Genomic DNA, 16,136 nt, shown 5'->3' with positions numbered 1-16,136 from the left:
CACAAATGTTCGACATATCAATCGAGATCGACAGGCCTGCCCAGACCGTCTTCCGTCATATCGAGGATATTGAAGCGGCTCCGGCCTGGTACTCGGCTGTGCAGTCCGTAGCCAAGCTCACGGCCGGCCCGGTCGGGCGGGTCCTCGAAAACATCGTGGAGGTCACCGAGTTCGAAGTCGATGCACTGCTGACTTTGTCCAGCTTGAGCGGGCCGACGCCATTCACCTACCGCTTTCGGCTGGCGCCGACAGGCCACAGAACGCATCTCCACCTCGAGGGTTCGATTACCGGAAAAGGGCTTCCCGGGCCGATGGCGCTTCTCGCGCCGCTCGCGTCCAGCTTCTTCGAACGCGGCATGCGAATAAATCTTGAGAGCCTGAAGCGAATTGTCGAGACTGCTCGTCCAGCAGAGTGATCCCTGAAGTTCTGTTGCAACTCTGTGCCAGCGTCTGCACGCATCGCCATTTCGCTCCTCAAGAGACCTCGGGCAAGCCTTCCAAACAAAGCCATTTATGTTTCCTGTCAGGCCAGTGGAGCGTTGCCGGGGCCGGAAAATGCGGGTCCTCCAGACAGCCGACCGAGACCGACAGCGCATCCCCCAATCCTTCTGCCCGCATGAAGACGACCGATCCGCAAATGGTGCAGAATGTCTGCTCCAACCATTGTCCCGACGACCCGGTTCTGCGCCACGATCTGGTCTCCCCTTTCTGTCCGACGAGGGCCGCGTCGGCGTAGATGGCCCGGTACGAAAACGCCGTCCCGGTACATCGCTGACACTCCAGGCAACTGCACGCGTAGACACGCCGCGGCTCTCCGGTGAGGATAAGTTCCACCGCCCGGCATGAGCAGGTCGCGGTTCGTCTCGTCTTACCGCCGCTATGCATGCGCCGTTTCCCTGCTCTGATGCGGCGAACCGTTCCGAAACAGAGGCGCGAGAGATGCAAAATCATCTTCCATGCGCCCGAGCGAAAGCGCCTGCCGAAAGATCGTATCCATGGCGCGAGACATAGCCGCGTCGAGCCCTCGCTCGTCACAAATCTCGAGCAGGTGCTGGAAGGCGCTGTAGTGGGCCGCCAATGATGCCAGCGTTGCGTCGTCGCCGGCAAAGCGCCTGACATTTGTCCTATCGACCAGGTCGAAGAGAGCCGCATCGACCACCGGCTTGAATGCCGAGAGATGGCTCCGGAACATCTCCAGGCTGAGACCTTCGACCCCGGCAACAGCCATCCCCTGCAATGCTCCGAAGAGCCCGCCCCACATCTGGGTGAGCAGTGCAATATCGAGCGCCGAAGCCTGGCCGGGAATCTCCCCGACATAGCTGGTACCGCCGCCGAGCGCGAGAAGCAGGGGTTTGTGCGTCTCGTAGACGCTGCGGGAACCCGAATAGAGCAATGCGGTCTCGGGTTTTCCGATGAAATCCGGAGTGGCCATGATTGCCCCGTCCAGATACCCGGCACCATGCGCCTCCACCCAGCGAGCTTCTTCCCGCGCCAGACGCGGTGAGCCGGAGGTGAGTTGCACGACGGCTTTACCGGCCAATACCGAAGCGACGCCGTCCTGCTTCAGCAAAGCGTCGCTGGCGGCATAGTCGAGAACATTGATGATCACGACATCGGCCGCTCGGAACCCATCCGCCACCGAAGGGGCGACCTTGGCGCCCAAAGCCGTCAGCGGGCTGCACTTTGCCGCGGTCCGATTCCAGACCCATGTTGGATAGCCGCGGTCGAGCAGTGTTCGAATAATGGACGAGCCCATTCGGCCCGCGCCGAGCACGCAGACATTCGATACCATGATAACTTCTCCGATAGGCGTTGGCCCTCGCGACGAGGGTTGGTTTATGTTTGGCGCGCCGGAGCCGAAGATATAAATTCTCAATGCGCTGAGAAGTACGCACCTTGAGGTAAGCTAGCGGCATCATGACAGGGACTGCCAAATGAGATGCAAGGAACCGGACAGCTGCGGTTTTGCCGCCGCACTGCAGGCCATCGGCGGAAAATGGAAAACCTCGCTGCTGTGGGAACTGCATCTGCGGCCATACCGCTTCGCGGAATTGCGCCGGTTGTTGCCCGGCGTCAGCGAGAAAATGCTCACGCAACAATTGCGGCAGATGGAAGCCGACGGCCTGATCAGCCGGCGCTCTTACGACGAGGTTCCGCCGCGCGTGGAATACTCGATCACGCCGCTGGGCTTTAGCCTGAACGATGCCGTGACGGTGATGTCGGCGTGGGGAAAGCACCACGAAGCATGGAAATCCCAGCGGAAGGCGGCCTGAGGCAGTCGCTTCGGGAAAAGCGATGTCAGGCCGACCTTGCAGCTAATTTAGCGCGGCGCTTCTCCAAGCCCAGGCGCTGTTGGCAGCTGACCATCTCGAGCGGACGCTATGAAACCTTCTGATTTTTAAGCCGTTATCGCCGGATGCCCGAGGCTAGATTCAAGCCGAAATCGGTTGACGCCGCCCAATTGCGCGATGCCGAGAAGTCGCGCCACGAGAAACAATCGACTGTCGAAGCCGCGTCCGAGGTCGTCGGCGAGGCCGCGCCGCCGCCGGATTTCATCGAACCCGATCCGGAGCTGACACCCGAAGAGGCCGAGCAGGCGCGCAAGAGGTACCTGCTGAAGCGTTTCTGGATCAGCGCGCGCGGTTACTGGGGCAGCATTGGCGATAGGCTCGCTTGGCCGTGCACGATCGGGCTGTTGGTCCTGATCGTCACCAATGTCGGCTTCCAGTATGGGATCAATGTCTGGAATCGCGCAATTTTCGACGCCATTGAGCAACGCGACGCCCATACCGTATATCGGCTGAGCGCCGTTTTCGTGCCGCTCGTGCTCGGAAGCACAAGCCTTGTGGTGGCACAAGTCTTCTTTCGTATGACGATACAGCGCCGCTGGCGCTCCTGGCTCACCACCGCAGTCATCGCGCGTTGGCTGGCAAGCGGCCGCTACTATCAGCTGAACCTCGTCGGCGGTGACCACAGCAATCCCGAAGCCCGCATCGCCGAGGATTTGCGGATTGCCACAGAATCGCCCGTCGATTTCATTGCCGGTGTCATCGTCGCATTTCTGTCGGCCTCGACCTTCATCGTGGTGCTGTGGACGATCGGCGGCGCCTTGACCCTGCCGATTGCAGGTTCGACCGTCACCATTCCCGGCTTCCTGGTCGTCACCGCGGTAATCTATGCCGCAATCACGTCCACCTCGATGGCGGTCATCGGCCGCCATTTCGTCCACCTCTCCGAGGAAAAAAACCAGGCGGAAGCCGAGTTCCGCTACACGCTGACGCGCGTGCGGGAAAACGGCGAGAGTATCGCATTGCTCGGCGGCGAGGAGGAGGAGCGCAGCGGCATGGACAAGACATTCGCCCATGTGCTCAGGCAATGGGCGCTCCTTGCAGGCCAGCACATGCGCACAGCGCTGGTGTCGCAGGGGTCGAGCCTGTTTGCGCCGGTCGTGCCGGTTCTGCTTTGCGCTCCAAAGTTTCTCGAAGGCAGCATGACACTTGGACAGGTCATGCAGGCTGCCTCGGCCTTTGCCATCGTGCAGGGTGCGTTCGGATGGCTGGTCGATAACTACCCCCGTCTCGCTGATTGGAATGCCTGTGCACGGCGCATCGCCTCGCTGATGATGTCGCTCGACGGGCTCGAGCGGGCGGAACAGAGCAACACCCTTGGACGCATAAAGCGCGGCGAAACAGAAGGCGATGCGATGCTTGGTCTGAACAATCTCTCCGTGTCGCTCGACGACGGTACCGCCGTGGTCAAGGAGACCGAAGTCGTGATCAAACCAGCCGAGCGGGTGCTCGTTGCCGGCGAATCCGGCTCAGGCAAGAGCACGCTGGTGCGGGCCGTCGCAGGCCTGTGGCCGTGGGGTAGCGGCAGCGTCAACATCCACGCCGACAGACGGTTGTTCATGTTGCCGCAACGGCCTTACATCCCCACCGGGACGCTTCGCCGCGCAGTCGCCTATCCAGGCGCCGCCGACAACTGGACGCTGAAAAAGATCAAGGCGGCTCTCGACAAGGTGGGACTCGATTATCTCAACGCCAAGATCGAGGAGGACGCGCCATGGGACCAGACCTTGTCGGGTGGCGAAAAGCAGCGGCTCGCCTTCGCGCGTCTCCTGCTGCACAGCCCCGACATCATAGTGCTGGATGAAGCAACCTCAGCACTTGATGAGAAGAGCCAGGACAAGATGATGGAGATGATCATTCGCGAATTGCCGAAGGTCACCATCATCAGCGTAGCGCATCGCGCCGAGCTGGAAGCCTTTCATAGCCGCAAGATCACATTGGAGCGTCGCGAGGGCGGCGCAAAGCTTGTCAGCGATATCGATCTCGCCCCGCGGATGGGCAGACGGAACTTGCTTGTGCGCCTCCTGAGGCACCGGGGCGCCCAACCGAAAGCCAGCACGACCTTGAGCAAAGCGGCGCTGCCCCAGACAAAGCTGCCCCAGACAAAAAAGTGAAGGCCACCGGTCGGGACCCGGCGGACCGTCGCCCGTTCGAGTCACTGCCCACATCTGGTCTTAAAAGTGCCAGCCGTGATACCTTGATGCCGTGCAGGTGTTGCTGTCGGAACGTCAGATGGCACGAGCGCATTCCATTTTCGTAGTGCAACGCCGAGGCTGGCTGTGCAAAAGCCCGGATTGACTTCAAGGCCCGGGTTGATTTCAAAAGCCCAGGTTGTTTCCAAAAGCCCAGGTTGATCAAAAGCCCAGGTTGATTCAAAAGCAAAGGGACCAGCAATGACAATCGCCAAGAACACGATCTGCCTTTGGTATGACAAGGACGCCGAGGCTGCGGCCCGCTTCTATGCCGAGACTTTCCCCGACAGCTTGGTGAAATCCGTCCACCGCGCTCCCAGCGACTACCCGTCCGGCAAGGCGGGCGACGTGCTGACGGTCGAGTTCACGGTCGCCGGCATCCCCTGCCTCGGCCTCAATGGCGGTCCCGCGTTCAAACACAACGAAGCCTTCTCCTTCCAGATCGCCACCGACGATCAGCAGGAGACCGACCGCTACTGGAACGCCATCGTCGGCAATGGCGGCCAGGAAAGTGCCTGCGGTTGGTGCAAGGACAAATGGGGCATCTCCTGGCAAATCACGCCGCGCGTTCTGACCGAGGCGATGGCTGCCGGCGGCGACGAAGCAAAGCGCGCATTCGAGGCGATGATGGAGATGAAGAAAATCGACGTTGCCGCGATCGAGGCAGCGCGGCGCGGCTGATAGTGCTGGGGTGACCCGAAGCAGAAGTCGGTGCATCACCCGGCTGAGGAGATCATCGACAAGATCAGAGCGGAGCGGCTGGGAATGCCGCCGTGCCCATCATGTCCAGGCAGGCGTGCGATGGTGTTGAACTGCGCCGAGTTTTACGACGCCGAGCTGCGACGGCACAACGAGGTCTTCAGGGCTGCCGTCAAGGCGGGAACGCGTGATCGCGTGCTCGATATCGGATGCGGCTCGGGACAATCTTCTCGCGATGCTGCCCGCGTCGCGGTGGAAGGCAGCGTGCTCGGGGTGGACGTATCGGCCGAGATGCTCGAGTTCGCCCGGAGGCGTAGCGCGGACGAGGGATTGCGAAACGTCGCCTTCGAGCGCGGCAATGCGCAATTGCTGGCGTTTCCGCCTGCCGGCTTCGATCTGTGCATCAGTCGCTTTGGCGTGATGTTCTTTGCCGATCCGGCGGCGGCGTTCGCCAATATCGGCCGGGCGATGCGACCAGGGGCACGTCTTGTGTGGATGGTATGGCAGGGCCAGGACCGCAACGAGTGGGCGACTGCCATTCAGCGGGCGATTGCGCCGGGGACCGCCATATCGGCAGCCGCCGCCACCCCGTTTTCGCTCGGTGACCCCGTCATCACCGCGGAGGTCTTGCGTGCGTCCGGTTTTGTTTCGGTCGACTTTGCCGAAGTGCATGAACCGGTTTTCTATGGCCTGGACGTCGATGCGGCTTATGACGCTTTGCTTGGCCTGCAACTGGTGAAGGATCCGCTGGCTAGCGCGGATGTGGATGTCGCTGCGGCGCTGCGGCGGTTGCGCGAACTGCTCGACGCGCGCTTGACCGCGGACGGCGTGCTTTTCGACTCGCGTGCCTGGATCATCACCGCAGTTCGGGCGAGCTGATAGTAGCGGTTTTTCGGACATTGATCTGTAGGCGAACTGTCCCCTCGGCTCGGCCTTCCCGTCACCCTATTTGCGGCGTGACTTCTGAAAGCAGCCAATCCCGAAAAGCCCTGACTTTGCGCTGACGGATCGCCGCTGGCGGGTAGACGAGATAGAAGCTGGAGGGGGATTTCAGGGCGTGGCCGAAGGGGCGGACAAGTCGCCCGGCGGCAAGGTCGGCTGCAACGAGCATGGTCCGGCCCAGCACCACCCCTTCGCCTTGTGCTGCCGACTCCATCGCAAAGGTGGCAGAGTCGAAGGTAATCCCGCTCTGCGGGTCAACGCCCTCGACCCCGGCGCTTGCGAGCCAGGTCGCCCAGTCGATCGGAAAGCTGTCACGGATCAGCGTGTGATGTTTAAGATCCTGAGGAGTGCGGAGCGGATGTGCACCCTCAAGAAGCTTTGGGCTGCACACTGGAAACACCTCCTCGCCGGTCAAGAACTCTGACGTGAGCCCCGCATAATTTCCGCTGCCATAGCGGACCGCGACAGCGATGCCGTCGCCGAGGAAGTTGGTCAGCTTCCCGCTCGTCGAAACCCGCACATCGATGTCGCCATGCGCACGGTGAAAGCGATAGAGGCGTGGCACCAGCCATCTCCCCGCGAAGCCATCGGAGGTACTGACGTTCAGTGTCGAGCTCGAATAGCGGGCCGTTGCTGCAGCGGTGGCGGCAGCCAACTGGTCGAGCACCTCGCGCACCGCCCGCGCATAGGGCTCGCCGACGGCGGTCAGGCTCACCGAACGCGTACCGCGCTCGAACAGCTGCACACCGAGCTGATCCTCAAGGTTCTTGATCGCCCGGCTGATGGCGCCGTGGGTGACATGAAGTTCCTCTGCCGCCTTGGAGAAACTCAACAGGCGCGCCGCCGCCTCGAAGCTCGGCAAGGTGGTGAGGGGAGGCAGTTTCCGGGGCATGATCGATACCTGCATGTGTGAGCGATGCTCACACATTGTCGCCGATAAGTCGTTTGTCGTCCAGACCGGAAGACGGCATGTTTGCTCACGTAATCAGCCATCCACCGCCGCTGCAAAAGGCAAGTCTGATGTGACTGATACTCTCGCTGACGAAAGTCGCGGGGCAACTACCAACACCAAAACTGCCGCAACCCTGGGAGAGCACCATGAGCGCCAAACGAGTTGAACCCATCGTCGACGTCCTGACCGGCATGGCCGGCCGCATCCTCGCCTCGAGCAGCCGGCGCCGGACCGAGCGGCTGATTACACGCTTCTCGACCCGCCGGCTCGAAGACCTCGGGTTTGCCCGCGACTGGGACGGCTCGGTCTATCGGCCGTCGGATTACCGCTAGCCTGAACGAAAGTAACGGCGGACAGGTTCTTCGCGAAAGATCGCTGTCGCAAGGAATTAACGGAGAACGGACATGGCCACCATCCATCCATTCCTCTGGTTCAACACCGACGCCAAGGAGGCCCGCGATTTCTATCTCTCGGTCTTCAAGAACGGCAAAGTGCTCGAGACGATCGAATACACCGACTGGGTGTCCGGAACCAACAAGACGGTCCCGCATGCCACCTTCGATTTCGAGCTCGAGGGACTGCACCTTACAGCGCTCAACGCCGGGCCGCAGCCGCCCTTCAACGAGCGGCTCTCGCTCTACATCGAGACCAAGGACCAGGCCGAGACCGACTACTACTATGAGGCGCTCACCGCCGGCGGCGGCAGGGAACAACCCTGCGGCTGGCTCACTGACAAGTTCGGCGTCTATTGGCAGGTCATCCCGGAAATCCTGCCGCGGCTCAGTGCCGATCCGGATCGCGAAAAGGCCAACCGCGTCCGGCAGGCGATGTATGGGATGCGCAAGATCATCATCGCCGACCTCGAAGCCGCCTACGCCGGCAAGGCTTGACCCTCACCTACATCGCAAACGAATGGAGACCTCCCGTGACATCGCTCGTGGACAGGAAAGTCATCGTCGTCGGAGGCAGCTCCGGCATCGGTCTTGGCGTCGCGGAAGCTGCGCTCAACAGCGGAGCGACGGTCGTGATCGTCAGCCGGTCGCAAGAGAAACTGCAGGCGGCCGAACGGACGCTCAATGCGGGTAATCGCGTGACAAGTTTGGTCGCCGACATGACCGACGAAGCAGACGTCGCTCGCCTGTTCGAAGAGGCCGGTCATTTCGATCACCTCGTATCGACCGCCGGAACACTGCCGCCCGGCGACCCCATCGAGCGCGCCGACATGGAGGCGGTGCGGCGCTTCGTCGACAACAAGCTGATTGGCGCCGTCATGCTCGCCAAGCACGCTGTGCGCACCCTGAGGGCCGGCGGCTCCATGACCTTCACGTCGGGTATCAACAAGGACAAGCCGCCGGTGCCGGGAGGTGCAGTCGTCTCCGCGATTGCCGGCTCATTCAGCTACTTCGCCCGCGCCCTGGCGCTCGAACTGGCCCCGACACGCGTCAATGTCGTGTCTCCCGGATGGGTCGACACACCGATGTGGGACATCGTTGGAGAAGCCAAATCCGGCTTCTTTGCCGACATGGCTGCCCGGTTGCCATCGAGAAAAATTCCGACCGCCGCGGACGTCGCCGCCGCCTACCTCTACCTCATGGAAAGTGACTTCACGACCGGCGAGACAATCCGCATCGATGGCGGCCATAACCTGATCTAGCCGCCATTTGCACGCCGCCTGAATGGGTTGAGGCGGCATGACCGCCAGTCCGGCGCACTGCTGCCGGAGGCGGCGAGCGCCGGCGGCGTCATGCCGGCGTCGCTCAATCGGGGTTTACATCGGCAGCCAGGCACCTAGTTTTAACGTTTCGCGCCGTGCACTTGAGTGCGTGGATGATCGAGGACGGGACCGTGAGCTCTGGCCGGCCCCTCAAAACCTTCCAAAAGGATGACTACCATGACACAGGCCAAGAATGGCGACACCGTGCGCATCAATTACAATGGCCGCCTCGCAGACGGCACCCAATTCGATTCTTCCGGCAACGAACCGCTGCAATTCACGCTGGGTGAAGGACAGGTGATTCCCGGTCTTGAAACCCATGTCGAGGGCATGGAGGTGGGCGCGAAAAGCACCGTGACTGTTCCCGCCGAGGCCGCCTATGGCCCCCACCGCCCCGAAGCGGTGATGACCGTTGACCGCGCCCGCGTACCAGACAACATCAACGTCGATATCGGCACTCGATTGCAGGTCAGAACCCCAGAAGGGCGCCCCATGCCGGTAACAGTCGTCGGCGTGGACGACGCCAGCGTCAAGCTCGACGGCAATCATCCGTTGGCCGGGCGGGATCTGGTGTTCGACGTTGAACTGGTCGAGATCGTTCAGGCGGCGTAGGGCACGGTCAAGGCCGTGTTGGCTATGACCTGGGGTGACGCACTTGCGCCGGAGATTTCGGCGGTGCGTCACCTGTCGGAGGAAAAGACCGCGAGCAGCACGGCGTTCGCGGTCGGTTACGAAAGCGTGTCACAATTCACCCGGGAGCACGGTCGTCTGTTCGGTCTCGCTTGACAGCGGACTTCTCGTGACCGCAAAGTCTCGTGATGCGGGCGATTGGTTGGAATAGAATTGCGCGTGTCGGGGCAATCGTGCTGATGATCGGCACAAATGTTCCTGTGCCGGCACGTTCCGATTCGCTCCTTCTCACAAGCCCGTCCCAGCCAGCCAATGTCGGCGATGCGATGCTGGCGGCCGCCAATTATCATGCTTCCGGCGACTATGATCGCGACCTTGCCGCAGTGGCGAAGCAGGCCGGCGACTGGGTCGTCAAGCGCGCGACGGAGGTGCCTCGCCCCGCACTGGTGCTCGACATCGACGAGACGGCTTTGGCCAACTGGGAAGTGATCACACGTGACAATTTCGGCCGCCCGATCAGCGGCGCCTGCGATATCGCAATCGACGGTCCCTGTGGCTGGGCCGCCTGGGACCAGCTTGCGAAGGATCCGGCCATCGACCCGGTGCTGGAGGTCTTCCGGCAGGCGCAAACGGCGAAAGTCGCGGTGTTCTTCATCACCGGACGTCCGGAGGACCAGCGTCAGGCAACCGAACAGAACCTGCAGTCGGCCGGCTATGCCGGCTATGAGCACCTTTACATGGTCCAGCCTGGGGCCAAATACGGCTCCGCCGCAGATTTCAAGGCACCCATAAGGGCCGAAATCGAAAATGCCGGCTACACGATAATTGCCAATGTCGGCGACCAGCCATCCGACTTGTTCGGGGGGCATGCCGAGAAGCTGTTCCTGCTGCCAAATCCGTTCTATCGGGTTCGCTGACGGCCGGAACGGCACAAGCCCGGATCCCCGGCTCCTTGCCGAGCACCTACTAGGGTATCAAGACGACCTTGCCGGTCGCGCCGCGCTCCTCCAGCAGGCGATGCGCCTGACTGGCCCGGTCGAGCGGGAAGCGACCGCCGTTGGTCACTTTAAGCTCACCATTTGCCGCCAGATTGAAGAGCCCCGACAGGCCGTCACGGAGCACGTCTGGAGAAAGCAGCGGCAGCAGTGCAAAACCCCTCAGCGACTGGTTGCGGCCGATCATCGCCTCCATCTCCGGGGCGCCGAGCGCGTATCTGCCAAGTGCGGCAAACGCCAGCTCTCCGCGAGGTGCCAGAGCCTCCAGCGCAACCGCCGTCAGCGGGCCGCCGACAATGTCGTAGACGATGTCGACGCCGGCGCCGCCTGTCGCTACCCGGATGCGCTCTGGCCAGTCCGTTTTGCTGTAGTCGACGGCAACGTCGGCCCCCAGCGACAAAGCAAGATCGAGCTTGGCCTTGCCGCCGGCAGCCGCGATGACATTGCTCGCCCCTGCCCGCTTCGCAAGCTGGACAAGCAACGAACCGACGCCGCCCGCGGCAGCGGCGACCAGCACCGATTTGCCGGCCGGCGGGCTTTGCCGCGACAGATGCAACGCCGTCAGTCCTTGCACCATCAATGCCGTCGAGGCTTCGAACGAGAGCGCATCTGGCAAGGGCACGGCCAGGCTTGCGTCAATCGTCACATAATCGGCATAGCCGCCTAACGGGCGGCTCGAGGCGAACAACGGCGCGGCGACGCGCGTGCCGAGCAAGGAAGCATCCACCCCATGCCCGAGCGCCTCCACGATCCCGGCGGCCTCGACGCCAAGGATCATCGGCAGTTGCGGCGTCACCGCGTAGCGATCTGCGCGCATCAGCACTTCGAAGAAATTCACCCCGGCCGCACGAACGCGGACCAGGACCTCGCCGGCTTGCGGCTCGGGCTTCGGCACCTCAACCATTTCGAGAACGTCAGGGTCGCCGAAACGGTTCAGTTGAATGGCTCTCATCACATGCACCGATCGTTATTGGCATCGGCCGCTGTTTGCCACTATCTGCCTGGCTTCGACCACACACCGATTTGTCCGCCGCTGACCGGGAGGTGACCATGGCCAAGCTGATCAAGAGACTGCCGATGCTGCCGGCCGAGCGCGCGCTGAAAGTGATTTCGGGCCGCTGGAAGGCGATCATCCTCTACCATCTCTTCGACGGGCCGCGGCGGCTGTCGGCGCTGCAAGGATTGATGCCCAATATCACGCAGAAAGTGCTGATCCAGCAGCTTCGCGACATGGAAGAGCACGGCCTCGTTCGCCGCGAGATCTTTGCCGAGATCCCCTCGCGCGTGGAATATTCGGCGACGCGGCTCGGCCTCAGCCTCGAGCCCATCCTGCTGGCACTTTGCCAGTGGGGTCAGCACCACGCCGACGAGTTGAATGAGATGGACCGCCTTGCCGATTGCATCATCAGGCCAAGGCAAGCGCAGGACGCGCATGCCGTCTGAAAAAAAACGGGCGGCGCATGCGCCGCCCTGAATCCTTGGGAGGATTGTTCGAACCTGCGCTCAGGCCGCCTTGACTTCCTCGGCGACGGCATCGGCCTGACGCGCCGTCTTCAGTACCCTGGCCCACCATGCAATGTCGTTGACGAGCGCGGTTGCCGCCTGGTTGAGGTGCTCGAATTCATCGAGCTTCTTCTCACCTTGCTTGACGGCAAGGAAATCGGCCCAGGCGATGTGGACGGCGGACTTCACCGGCGCCATCTGCAACTCGACCGCATGCAGCCTCAGCTGCTCGACCGCACGCGCGCCACCAACGCTGCCATAGCCGACGAAGCCGGCCGCCTTCTTGTTCCACTCGTTGGCGGCGTAGTCGATGGCGTTCTTCAGCACGGCCGTCGGGCCATGATTGTATTCGGCGGCGGTGAAGATGAAGCCGTCGAATCCGGCGACCTTCTTTTGCCAGCGCTGCGCCACTTCGTTCTGCGACGGCGCCCAGGCGGAGGATGCGACCTCATCGAAGAACGGCAGCGGGAAATCGCGCAGGTCGACGACTTCGACATCGATGTCGGCATGCGACCTGGCGATCTTGGCAATCCATTGGGCCGGGACGTCGGCAAAGCGCGCGGCGCGGGTCGAACCAATGACGATGGCGATTTTGGGTTTTGACATAGAGGGGCTCTCCTTACAGGAATACTGGTATCGTTTAGATACCTGCGCTATATGAGTAACTGGCCGCTCAATGTGCAAGGAGGCACTTTTTTGTTACCAAGGCACCCGCACCGCACCGAGGACTGCCGCGCCATCTCGGAAATCCTGCAGCGCGTCGGCGACAAATGGACCGTGCTCGTCGTCGGCAAGCTCGGCGACGGGCCGCTGCGTTTCAACGAGCTGCGCAGCGCGGTCGGCGGCATTTCACAGAAGATGCTGACCACCACTTTGCGCGGGCTCGAGCGCGACGGCTTCGTCACGCGCACCGTGTTCGCGACCATCCCGCCGCGGGTCGACTACGAATTGACCGACCTTGGCTACGAGCTTCTGGTGCCGGTCGGTGCACTCGGCGAATGGGCGCGCAAGAACACCGAGCGTGTCAAGGTCGCGCGCGAAAAATTCGACGCCATGCACAGCTGAGCCCTTGCGCTGCAAGGGTTTGAACCTGACGGGGATCCTCCGGATGAGCCCTACTGCTGTAATTGCATCTTGCTCTTCGGCAGCTTCTCGATCCGGTTCCATTTCGGGTTGGGACTGACCACCTTGCCGCCAATCGTGCAGGTCGTGGTCGTCTCCTTCCGGCAATTGCTCACCGTCGTACCGCTGGTGTCGCATTTCGTCGCCGAGCAGATCTCGCACTTGGCCGCCTGCCCGTTGATGGTGCGGTTTTCCGACGTGCAGGTGGCGCCTGGATCGCCTTTTTTGACCTCGGCAAAAGCGCTTGCGGACGACAGGCAGAGCAAGGCTGCAAACGCACCGGCCAGGGCAGCGTTCAGCATGTGTTGACGCATTGTCTTCCTCCCAAGATCCCGTCGCTCGCGCTGCAGGCGCGCATGCGGGAACCCGTTGGTCAAAGACCACGCCGGATCGCTGCCCGCATCCCCCGCGCGGGAGAGACGGCTGTTTAAATCCATCTTCTGGAATCAGGCCGGTCAGCCTTCCGCGGGAACCGCCTTCGGCTTGCCTTCGCCGTCCAGCGCCACCATGACGAAGTCGGCATGGGTGACCTTCTCCATCAGGTCGGAGAGATAGCGCTGCGCCCAGGCCTCGACCTTGAGCGTCATCGAGGTGCGGCCGACCCGTTCGACATGCGTATAGATGCACAGCGTGTCGCCGATCTTCATCGGCTTGGCGAAGGACATTTCCTTCACCGCCGCCGTCACCACGCGGCCCTTGGCGCGCTCGGCGGCGCGGATGCCGCAGGCGAGATCCATCTGCGCCATCACCCAGCCGCCAAAGATATCGCCCGCCGCATTGGCATCGGAAGGCATGGCCAGCGTCCTGAGCGTCAGATCGCCGATCGGCCGCCCGTCCGCGTAATGCACCATTTGGCCAATCCTCTCGAAGCCGATCGTCCGATCCCGTATCGTCATGGCACGGACAGGTCAACGCCACTGAATAGTGTCGCGGCCTGACGTTCGGCGATGCACTCTATGGCCGAGGTGAGAAAGCTGGCGCGCCCGAGCGCTTACCAATAGGTGCGCTTTACAAAGCGGGCCACGGCGTCGGGACGTAGGCGTAGGCGTTGCCTTCGCGGATCACATGACCGATGCCTGGGAAGGGCAGGTGCATGCCTGCGACGAGCAGGCCATCCGCTGACACCATGTCGAGCACCTTCTTGCGTGTGGCGATTGCGGCCTCCTGGTCCACGTCGAAGGCGATTGCCCATTCCGGATGCGCAAATTGCAGCGCGGAGGCGTGGATTACGTCAGTGAAGAGCAGCAGGTTGGCATCACCAGAGCCAATCCGAAGCGCGAGATGCCCCGGCGTATGTCCGGGCGCAGGCAATGCCCTGATTCCGGGCGCGATCTCGACCTCGCCTTCGATCTTCCTGACTTTGCCATCGTAAGGCACCAGCGATTTGCGCGCTATTTCGAAGTACGGCTTCATCTGGTCGGGCGCCTTGGATAGGATCCCGTCATCGTGCCAGAAAGCGAATTCCGGCGCGGCAACCACGACCTCCGCTGCCGGGAAGGCGGCCTTGCCGCCAATCCCGACAAGGCCGTTGGCATGGTCGGGATGGAGGTGGGTGATGATTACCGTGTCGATTTCTTCCGGCCTGACGCCGGCGGCTGCGAGCGCCTCAGGTATATGTCCCAGTATAGGCCCCATCGCCGATGCCGTGCCGGTATCGATCAGCACCCGCCTGTCGCCCCTGGTGACAAGGTAAGCGTTGACCGAGGTCGGGAGTGCCTTTGGCAGGAATGCCTTTGCCAGGAGCGCTTCAGCGGCAGCCGGATCGGCGGAAGGGAAGAGTTCGAGGCCAAGATTGAGGTAGCCGTCGCTCAGCGCAGTAATCTCGAGGTCGCCGAGCATAAACCTGTGGGCGCTCGCAAGCGAAGCCGGAGACGGGGCGGCGATAGCCGCAGCGTTGCTCGCAAAGAGGTTGATAGGGGAAAGTAGCAGGGCGCTGGCACTAAAGGCGCCAAGGCCGAACGTTCGACGGTCGATATTCATGGTCTTGTCCTTCGAATGTGCAGATGAAACTAGTCGCAGGCTACGGGGTCGCCGCCAGGGCAGATGCCGACCCCTCGGACCACTCTTCGAGCGGGGTCGGCGCGGGTCATGGCGAACTCCTTGCGACATCAATAATGCGCCTCACAAGCAGCTGGAATAGCGACGGGATGCAGTTCACTGCTGCAAATTATGCAGCAATCAATTTAGGCGGGTAAGGCCGCTCGTTTGGCCGTCCGCTGAACGGCCTGGCCGAGCCCCGGCTTTGCCTACTGGACAGGCTTCCGAGGCTCGAGCGCTCGACGCAACGTCGGCGCCTCTTGCTCGATATGATCCCACAGACGGTTGGAGATCGGCCCGTGCGGCCGGTCGCGGCGCGCCACCGCGAACTCCTCGGTACGGCCTGGCAGATGACGGCCGGACGCTCCACGCGAACGCAAGGAATGGCCGGATTGCTGGACTAGCCGGACGTTGAATGTGGATCAATTCGGCTGAAAAGAAGCAAAGTTCTGGCTCCATGACGGCGGCAGAGCCGATGGTCCCGCCAGCGCAATTCCTTTCCCTGCCCGTTTCGGACCGACGCTTTTCAGAACGCGAAATCCGCGGACTGAACGACATCGGCTGGGAGCCAGGTTTCATGAACCTGCAAGATCTCGGGCCCGCGGCTGTAGCCGCGATCGCGGACCACCATCGTCGTGACCCGGCCATTGTTCGGTTCATCGGAGTCCTTCGCGTCGCGTTGCCATTCGTGGTAGTTCACGACCGCCAGGTCGGCGCTTTGATGGCTGATCCGGATGTCGTGTATTTTGATACGGAAGGCCGGATTCGATCCGTAGATGCTCTTCATGTAACCTGCGAAGTCTTTTTTCCCGAACGCCCTGCCGCCTGGCATGATGGCGACCAGATCGTCGCTGATCCGGTCGAGCGCGTTCTTCTTGAACGTCGCGTCGTCGCCAGGGCATCGGCCCGCCACCCAGTCGGTGAAGAATTCGTGGATGTCGTGGATCGTCGCCTCGATTTCCTTCGTTTGAAGGGACATTTTTTCCTCCTGTCTCAAGATGA

The 16,136-nt window shown here is 62.1% G+C and carries 22 protein-coding genes and 1 pseudogene; 13 read left to right on the top strand and 10 right to left on the bottom strand.

The genetic code is table 11. The features are described 5' to 3' along the window. Positions 1 to 5 precede the first annotated feature (5 nt). Positions 6 to 416 carry an SRPBCC family protein gene (locus NKH37_RS07165; protein ID WP_023719128.1) on the top strand — a complete coding sequence of 137 codons (411 nt, stop codon included), beginning with the start codon at positions 6 to 8 and terminating at the stop codon, positions 414 to 416. Positions 417 to 474: 58 nt separating this feature from the next. Here NKH37_RS07165 and NKH37_RS07160 read toward each other — a convergent pair whose 3' ends face one another. Further along, positions 475 to 885 carry a GFA family protein gene (locus NKH37_RS07160; protein WP_353004888.1) on the bottom strand — a complete coding sequence of 137 codons (411 nt, stop codon included), beginning with the start codon at positions 883 to 885 and terminating at the stop codon, positions 475 to 477. Next, positions 878 to 1,792 carry an NAD(P)-dependent oxidoreductase gene (locus NKH37_RS07155; protein WP_353004887.1) on the bottom strand — a complete coding sequence of 305 codons (915 nt, stop codon included), beginning with the start codon at positions 1,790 to 1,792 and terminating at the stop codon, positions 878 to 880. The genes NKH37_RS07160 and NKH37_RS07155 overlap by 8 nt, the downstream gene beginning before the upstream one ends. A 142-nt stretch (positions 1,793 to 1,934) precedes the next feature. Here NKH37_RS07155 and NKH37_RS07150 point away from each other — a divergent pair, with 142 nt between their 5' ends. Together NKH37_RS07150 and NKH37_RS07145 are read left to right on the top strand one after the other, a co-directional pair. Further along, positions 1,935 to 2,273, top strand: coding sequence for a winged helix-turn-helix transcriptional regulator (locus NKH37_RS07150; RefSeq protein WP_352592494.1), 339 nt, complete (start codon positions 1,935 to 1,937; stop codon positions 2,271 to 2,273). A gap of 143 nt (positions 2,274 to 2,416) precedes the next feature. Beyond that, positions 2,417 to 4,462, top strand: a complete 2,046-nt coding sequence (locus NKH37_RS07145; RefSeq protein ID WP_353004884.1) for an ABC transporter ATP-binding protein/permease — start codon at positions 2,417 to 2,419, stop codon at positions 4,460 to 4,462. Positions 4,463 to 4,503: 41 nt separating this feature from the next. Here the strand turns inward: NKH37_RS07145 and NKH37_RS07140 are convergent, their stop codons facing one another. Beyond that, the gene (locus tag NKH37_RS07140; protein ID WP_156948077.1) at positions 4,504 to 4,755 is read right to left on the bottom strand and encodes a hypothetical protein; all 252 of its coding nucleotides are present in this window, start codon (positions 4,753 to 4,755) and stop codon (positions 4,504 to 4,506) included. On the opposite strand from NKH37_RS07140, the gene NKH37_RS07135 reads away from it, so the two are divergent. Both NKH37_RS07135 and NKH37_RS07130 read left to right on the top strand, forming a co-directional pair. After that, positions 4,748 to 5,221: a VOC family protein gene (locus NKH37_RS07135; RefSeq protein WP_352483215.1), complete on the top strand. Its 474-nt coding sequence runs from the start codon at positions 4,748 to 4,750 to the stop codon at positions 5,219 to 5,221. The two genes, NKH37_RS07140 and NKH37_RS07135, sit on opposite strands and share 8 nt — an antisense overlap. A 120-nt stretch (positions 5,222 to 5,341) precedes the next feature. Beyond that, a complete protein-coding gene (locus tag NKH37_RS07130) occupies positions 5,342 to 6,118 on the top strand; it encodes a class I SAM-dependent methyltransferase (RefSeq protein WP_023719131.1) in 777 nt (258 codons plus the stop codon). A 61-nt stretch (positions 6,119 to 6,179) separates the two neighbouring features. Here NKH37_RS07130 and gcvA read toward each other — a convergent pair whose 3' ends face one another. After that, positions 6,180 to 7,073, bottom strand: a complete 894-nt coding sequence (gcvA, locus tag NKH37_RS07125) for a transcriptional regulator GcvA (protein ID WP_353040878.1) — start codon at positions 7,071 to 7,073, stop codon at positions 6,180 to 6,182. A gap of 206 nt (positions 7,074 to 7,279) precedes the next feature. On the opposite strand from gcvA, the gene NKH37_RS07120 reads away from it, so the two are divergent. The 6 genes and pseudogenes from NKH37_RS07120 to NKH37_RS07095 all read left to right on the top strand — a co-directional run bounded on the left by NKH37_RS07120 (position 7,280) and on the right by NKH37_RS07095 (position 10,394). Next, positions 7,280 to 7,465, top strand: a complete 186-nt coding sequence (locus NKH37_RS07120; RefSeq protein ID WP_352859299.1) for a DUF1127 domain-containing protein — start codon at positions 7,280 to 7,282, stop codon at positions 7,463 to 7,465. A 72-nt stretch (positions 7,466 to 7,537) separates the two neighbouring features. Then, positions 7,538 to 8,023: a VOC family protein gene (locus NKH37_RS07115; RefSeq protein WP_352483124.1), complete on the top strand. Its 486-nt coding sequence runs from the start codon at positions 7,538 to 7,540 to the stop codon at positions 8,021 to 8,023. Positions 8,024 to 8,058: 35 nt separating this feature from the next. Further along, positions 8,059 to 8,787, top strand: coding sequence for an SDR family oxidoreductase (locus NKH37_RS07110; RefSeq protein ID WP_352859301.1), 729 nt, complete (start codon positions 8,059 to 8,061; stop codon positions 8,785 to 8,787). A 237-nt stretch (positions 8,788 to 9,024) separates the two neighbouring features. Next, positions 9,025 to 9,459: an FKBP-type peptidyl-prolyl cis-trans isomerase gene (locus NKH37_RS07105; protein ID WP_023719136.1), complete on the top strand. Its 435-nt coding sequence runs from the start codon at positions 9,025 to 9,027 to the stop codon at positions 9,457 to 9,459. A 90-nt stretch (positions 9,460 to 9,549) separates the two neighbouring features. After that, positions 9,550 to 9,633 (top strand): annotated as a pseudogene (locus NKH37_RS07100) (helix-turn-helix domain-containing protein); the annotation flags it as partial. An 83-nt stretch (positions 9,634 to 9,716) separates the two neighbouring features. Continuing rightward, the gene (locus NKH37_RS07095) at positions 9,717 to 10,394 is read left to right on the top strand and encodes an HAD family acid phosphatase (RefSeq protein WP_353004883.1); all 678 of its coding nucleotides are present in this window, start codon (positions 9,717 to 9,719) and stop codon (positions 10,392 to 10,394) included. A 49-nt stretch (positions 10,395 to 10,443) separates the two neighbouring features. Here NKH37_RS07095 and NKH37_RS07090 read toward each other — a convergent pair whose 3' ends face one another. Next, positions 10,444 to 11,424: a quinone oxidoreductase family protein gene (locus NKH37_RS07090; protein ID WP_353004881.1), complete on the bottom strand. Its 981-nt coding sequence runs from the start codon at positions 11,422 to 11,424 to the stop codon at positions 10,444 to 10,446. Between the two features lie 98 nt (positions 11,425 to 11,522). Here NKH37_RS07090 and NKH37_RS07085 point away from each other — a divergent pair, with 98 nt between their 5' ends. Beyond that, on the top strand, positions 11,523 to 11,915 hold the full coding sequence (locus NKH37_RS07085) for a winged helix-turn-helix transcriptional regulator (RefSeq protein ID WP_352483120.1): 393 nt from the start codon (positions 11,523 to 11,525) through the stop codon (positions 11,913 to 11,915). A 60-nt stretch (positions 11,916 to 11,975) separates the two neighbouring features. On the opposite strand, the gene NKH37_RS07080 is transcribed toward NKH37_RS07085, so the two are convergent. Further along, entirely contained in the window at positions 11,976 to 12,581 is a 606-nt protein-coding gene (locus NKH37_RS07080; RefSeq protein WP_023719141.1) for an NADPH-dependent FMN reductase, read from the bottom strand. A 90-nt stretch (positions 12,582 to 12,671) separates the two neighbouring features. On the opposite strand from NKH37_RS07080, the gene NKH37_RS07075 reads away from it, so the two are divergent. Then, positions 12,672 to 13,040: a winged helix-turn-helix transcriptional regulator gene (locus NKH37_RS07075; RefSeq protein ID WP_023719142.1), complete on the top strand. Its 369-nt coding sequence runs from the start codon at positions 12,672 to 12,674 to the stop codon at positions 13,038 to 13,040. A 50-nt stretch (positions 13,041 to 13,090) separates the two neighbouring features. Here NKH37_RS07075 and NKH37_RS07070 read toward each other — a convergent pair whose 3' ends face one another. The 4 genes from NKH37_RS07070 to NKH37_RS07055 all read right to left on the bottom strand — a co-directional run bounded on the left by NKH37_RS07070 (position 13,091) and on the right by NKH37_RS07055 (position 16,113). Beyond that, positions 13,091 to 13,534 (bottom strand): hypothetical protein, encoded by a 444-nt coding sequence (locus tag NKH37_RS07070; protein WP_353004879.1) that lies wholly within the window; start codon positions 13,532 to 13,534, stop codon positions 13,091 to 13,093. Positions 13,535 to 13,552: 18 nt separating this feature from the next. Continuing rightward, on the bottom strand, positions 13,553 to 13,948 hold the full coding sequence (locus NKH37_RS07065) for an acyl-CoA thioesterase (protein WP_023678380.1): 396 nt from the start codon (positions 13,946 to 13,948) through the stop codon (positions 13,553 to 13,555). Between the two features lie 157 nt (positions 13,949 to 14,105). Next, on the bottom strand, positions 14,106 to 15,077 hold the full coding sequence (locus tag NKH37_RS07060; protein ID WP_023719144.1) for an MBL fold metallo-hydrolase: 972 nt from the start codon (positions 15,075 to 15,077) through the stop codon (positions 14,106 to 14,108). Between the two features lie 583 nt (positions 15,078 to 15,660). After that, positions 15,661 to 16,113, bottom strand: a complete 453-nt coding sequence (locus NKH37_RS07055; RefSeq protein ID WP_353004877.1) for a nuclear transport factor 2 family protein — start codon at positions 16,111 to 16,113, stop codon at positions 15,661 to 15,663. Positions 16,114 to 16,136: the final 23 nt, after the last annotated feature.

The organism is Mesorhizobium sp. M1217, from assembly GCF_040318275.1.
Taxonomy (GTDB): Bacteria; Pseudomonadota; Alphaproteobacteria; order Rhizobiales; family Rhizobiaceae; genus Mesorhizobium.
Note: the sequence above shows the minus strand (reverse complement) of the source record. Positions and strands in the feature narration are given on the sequence as shown.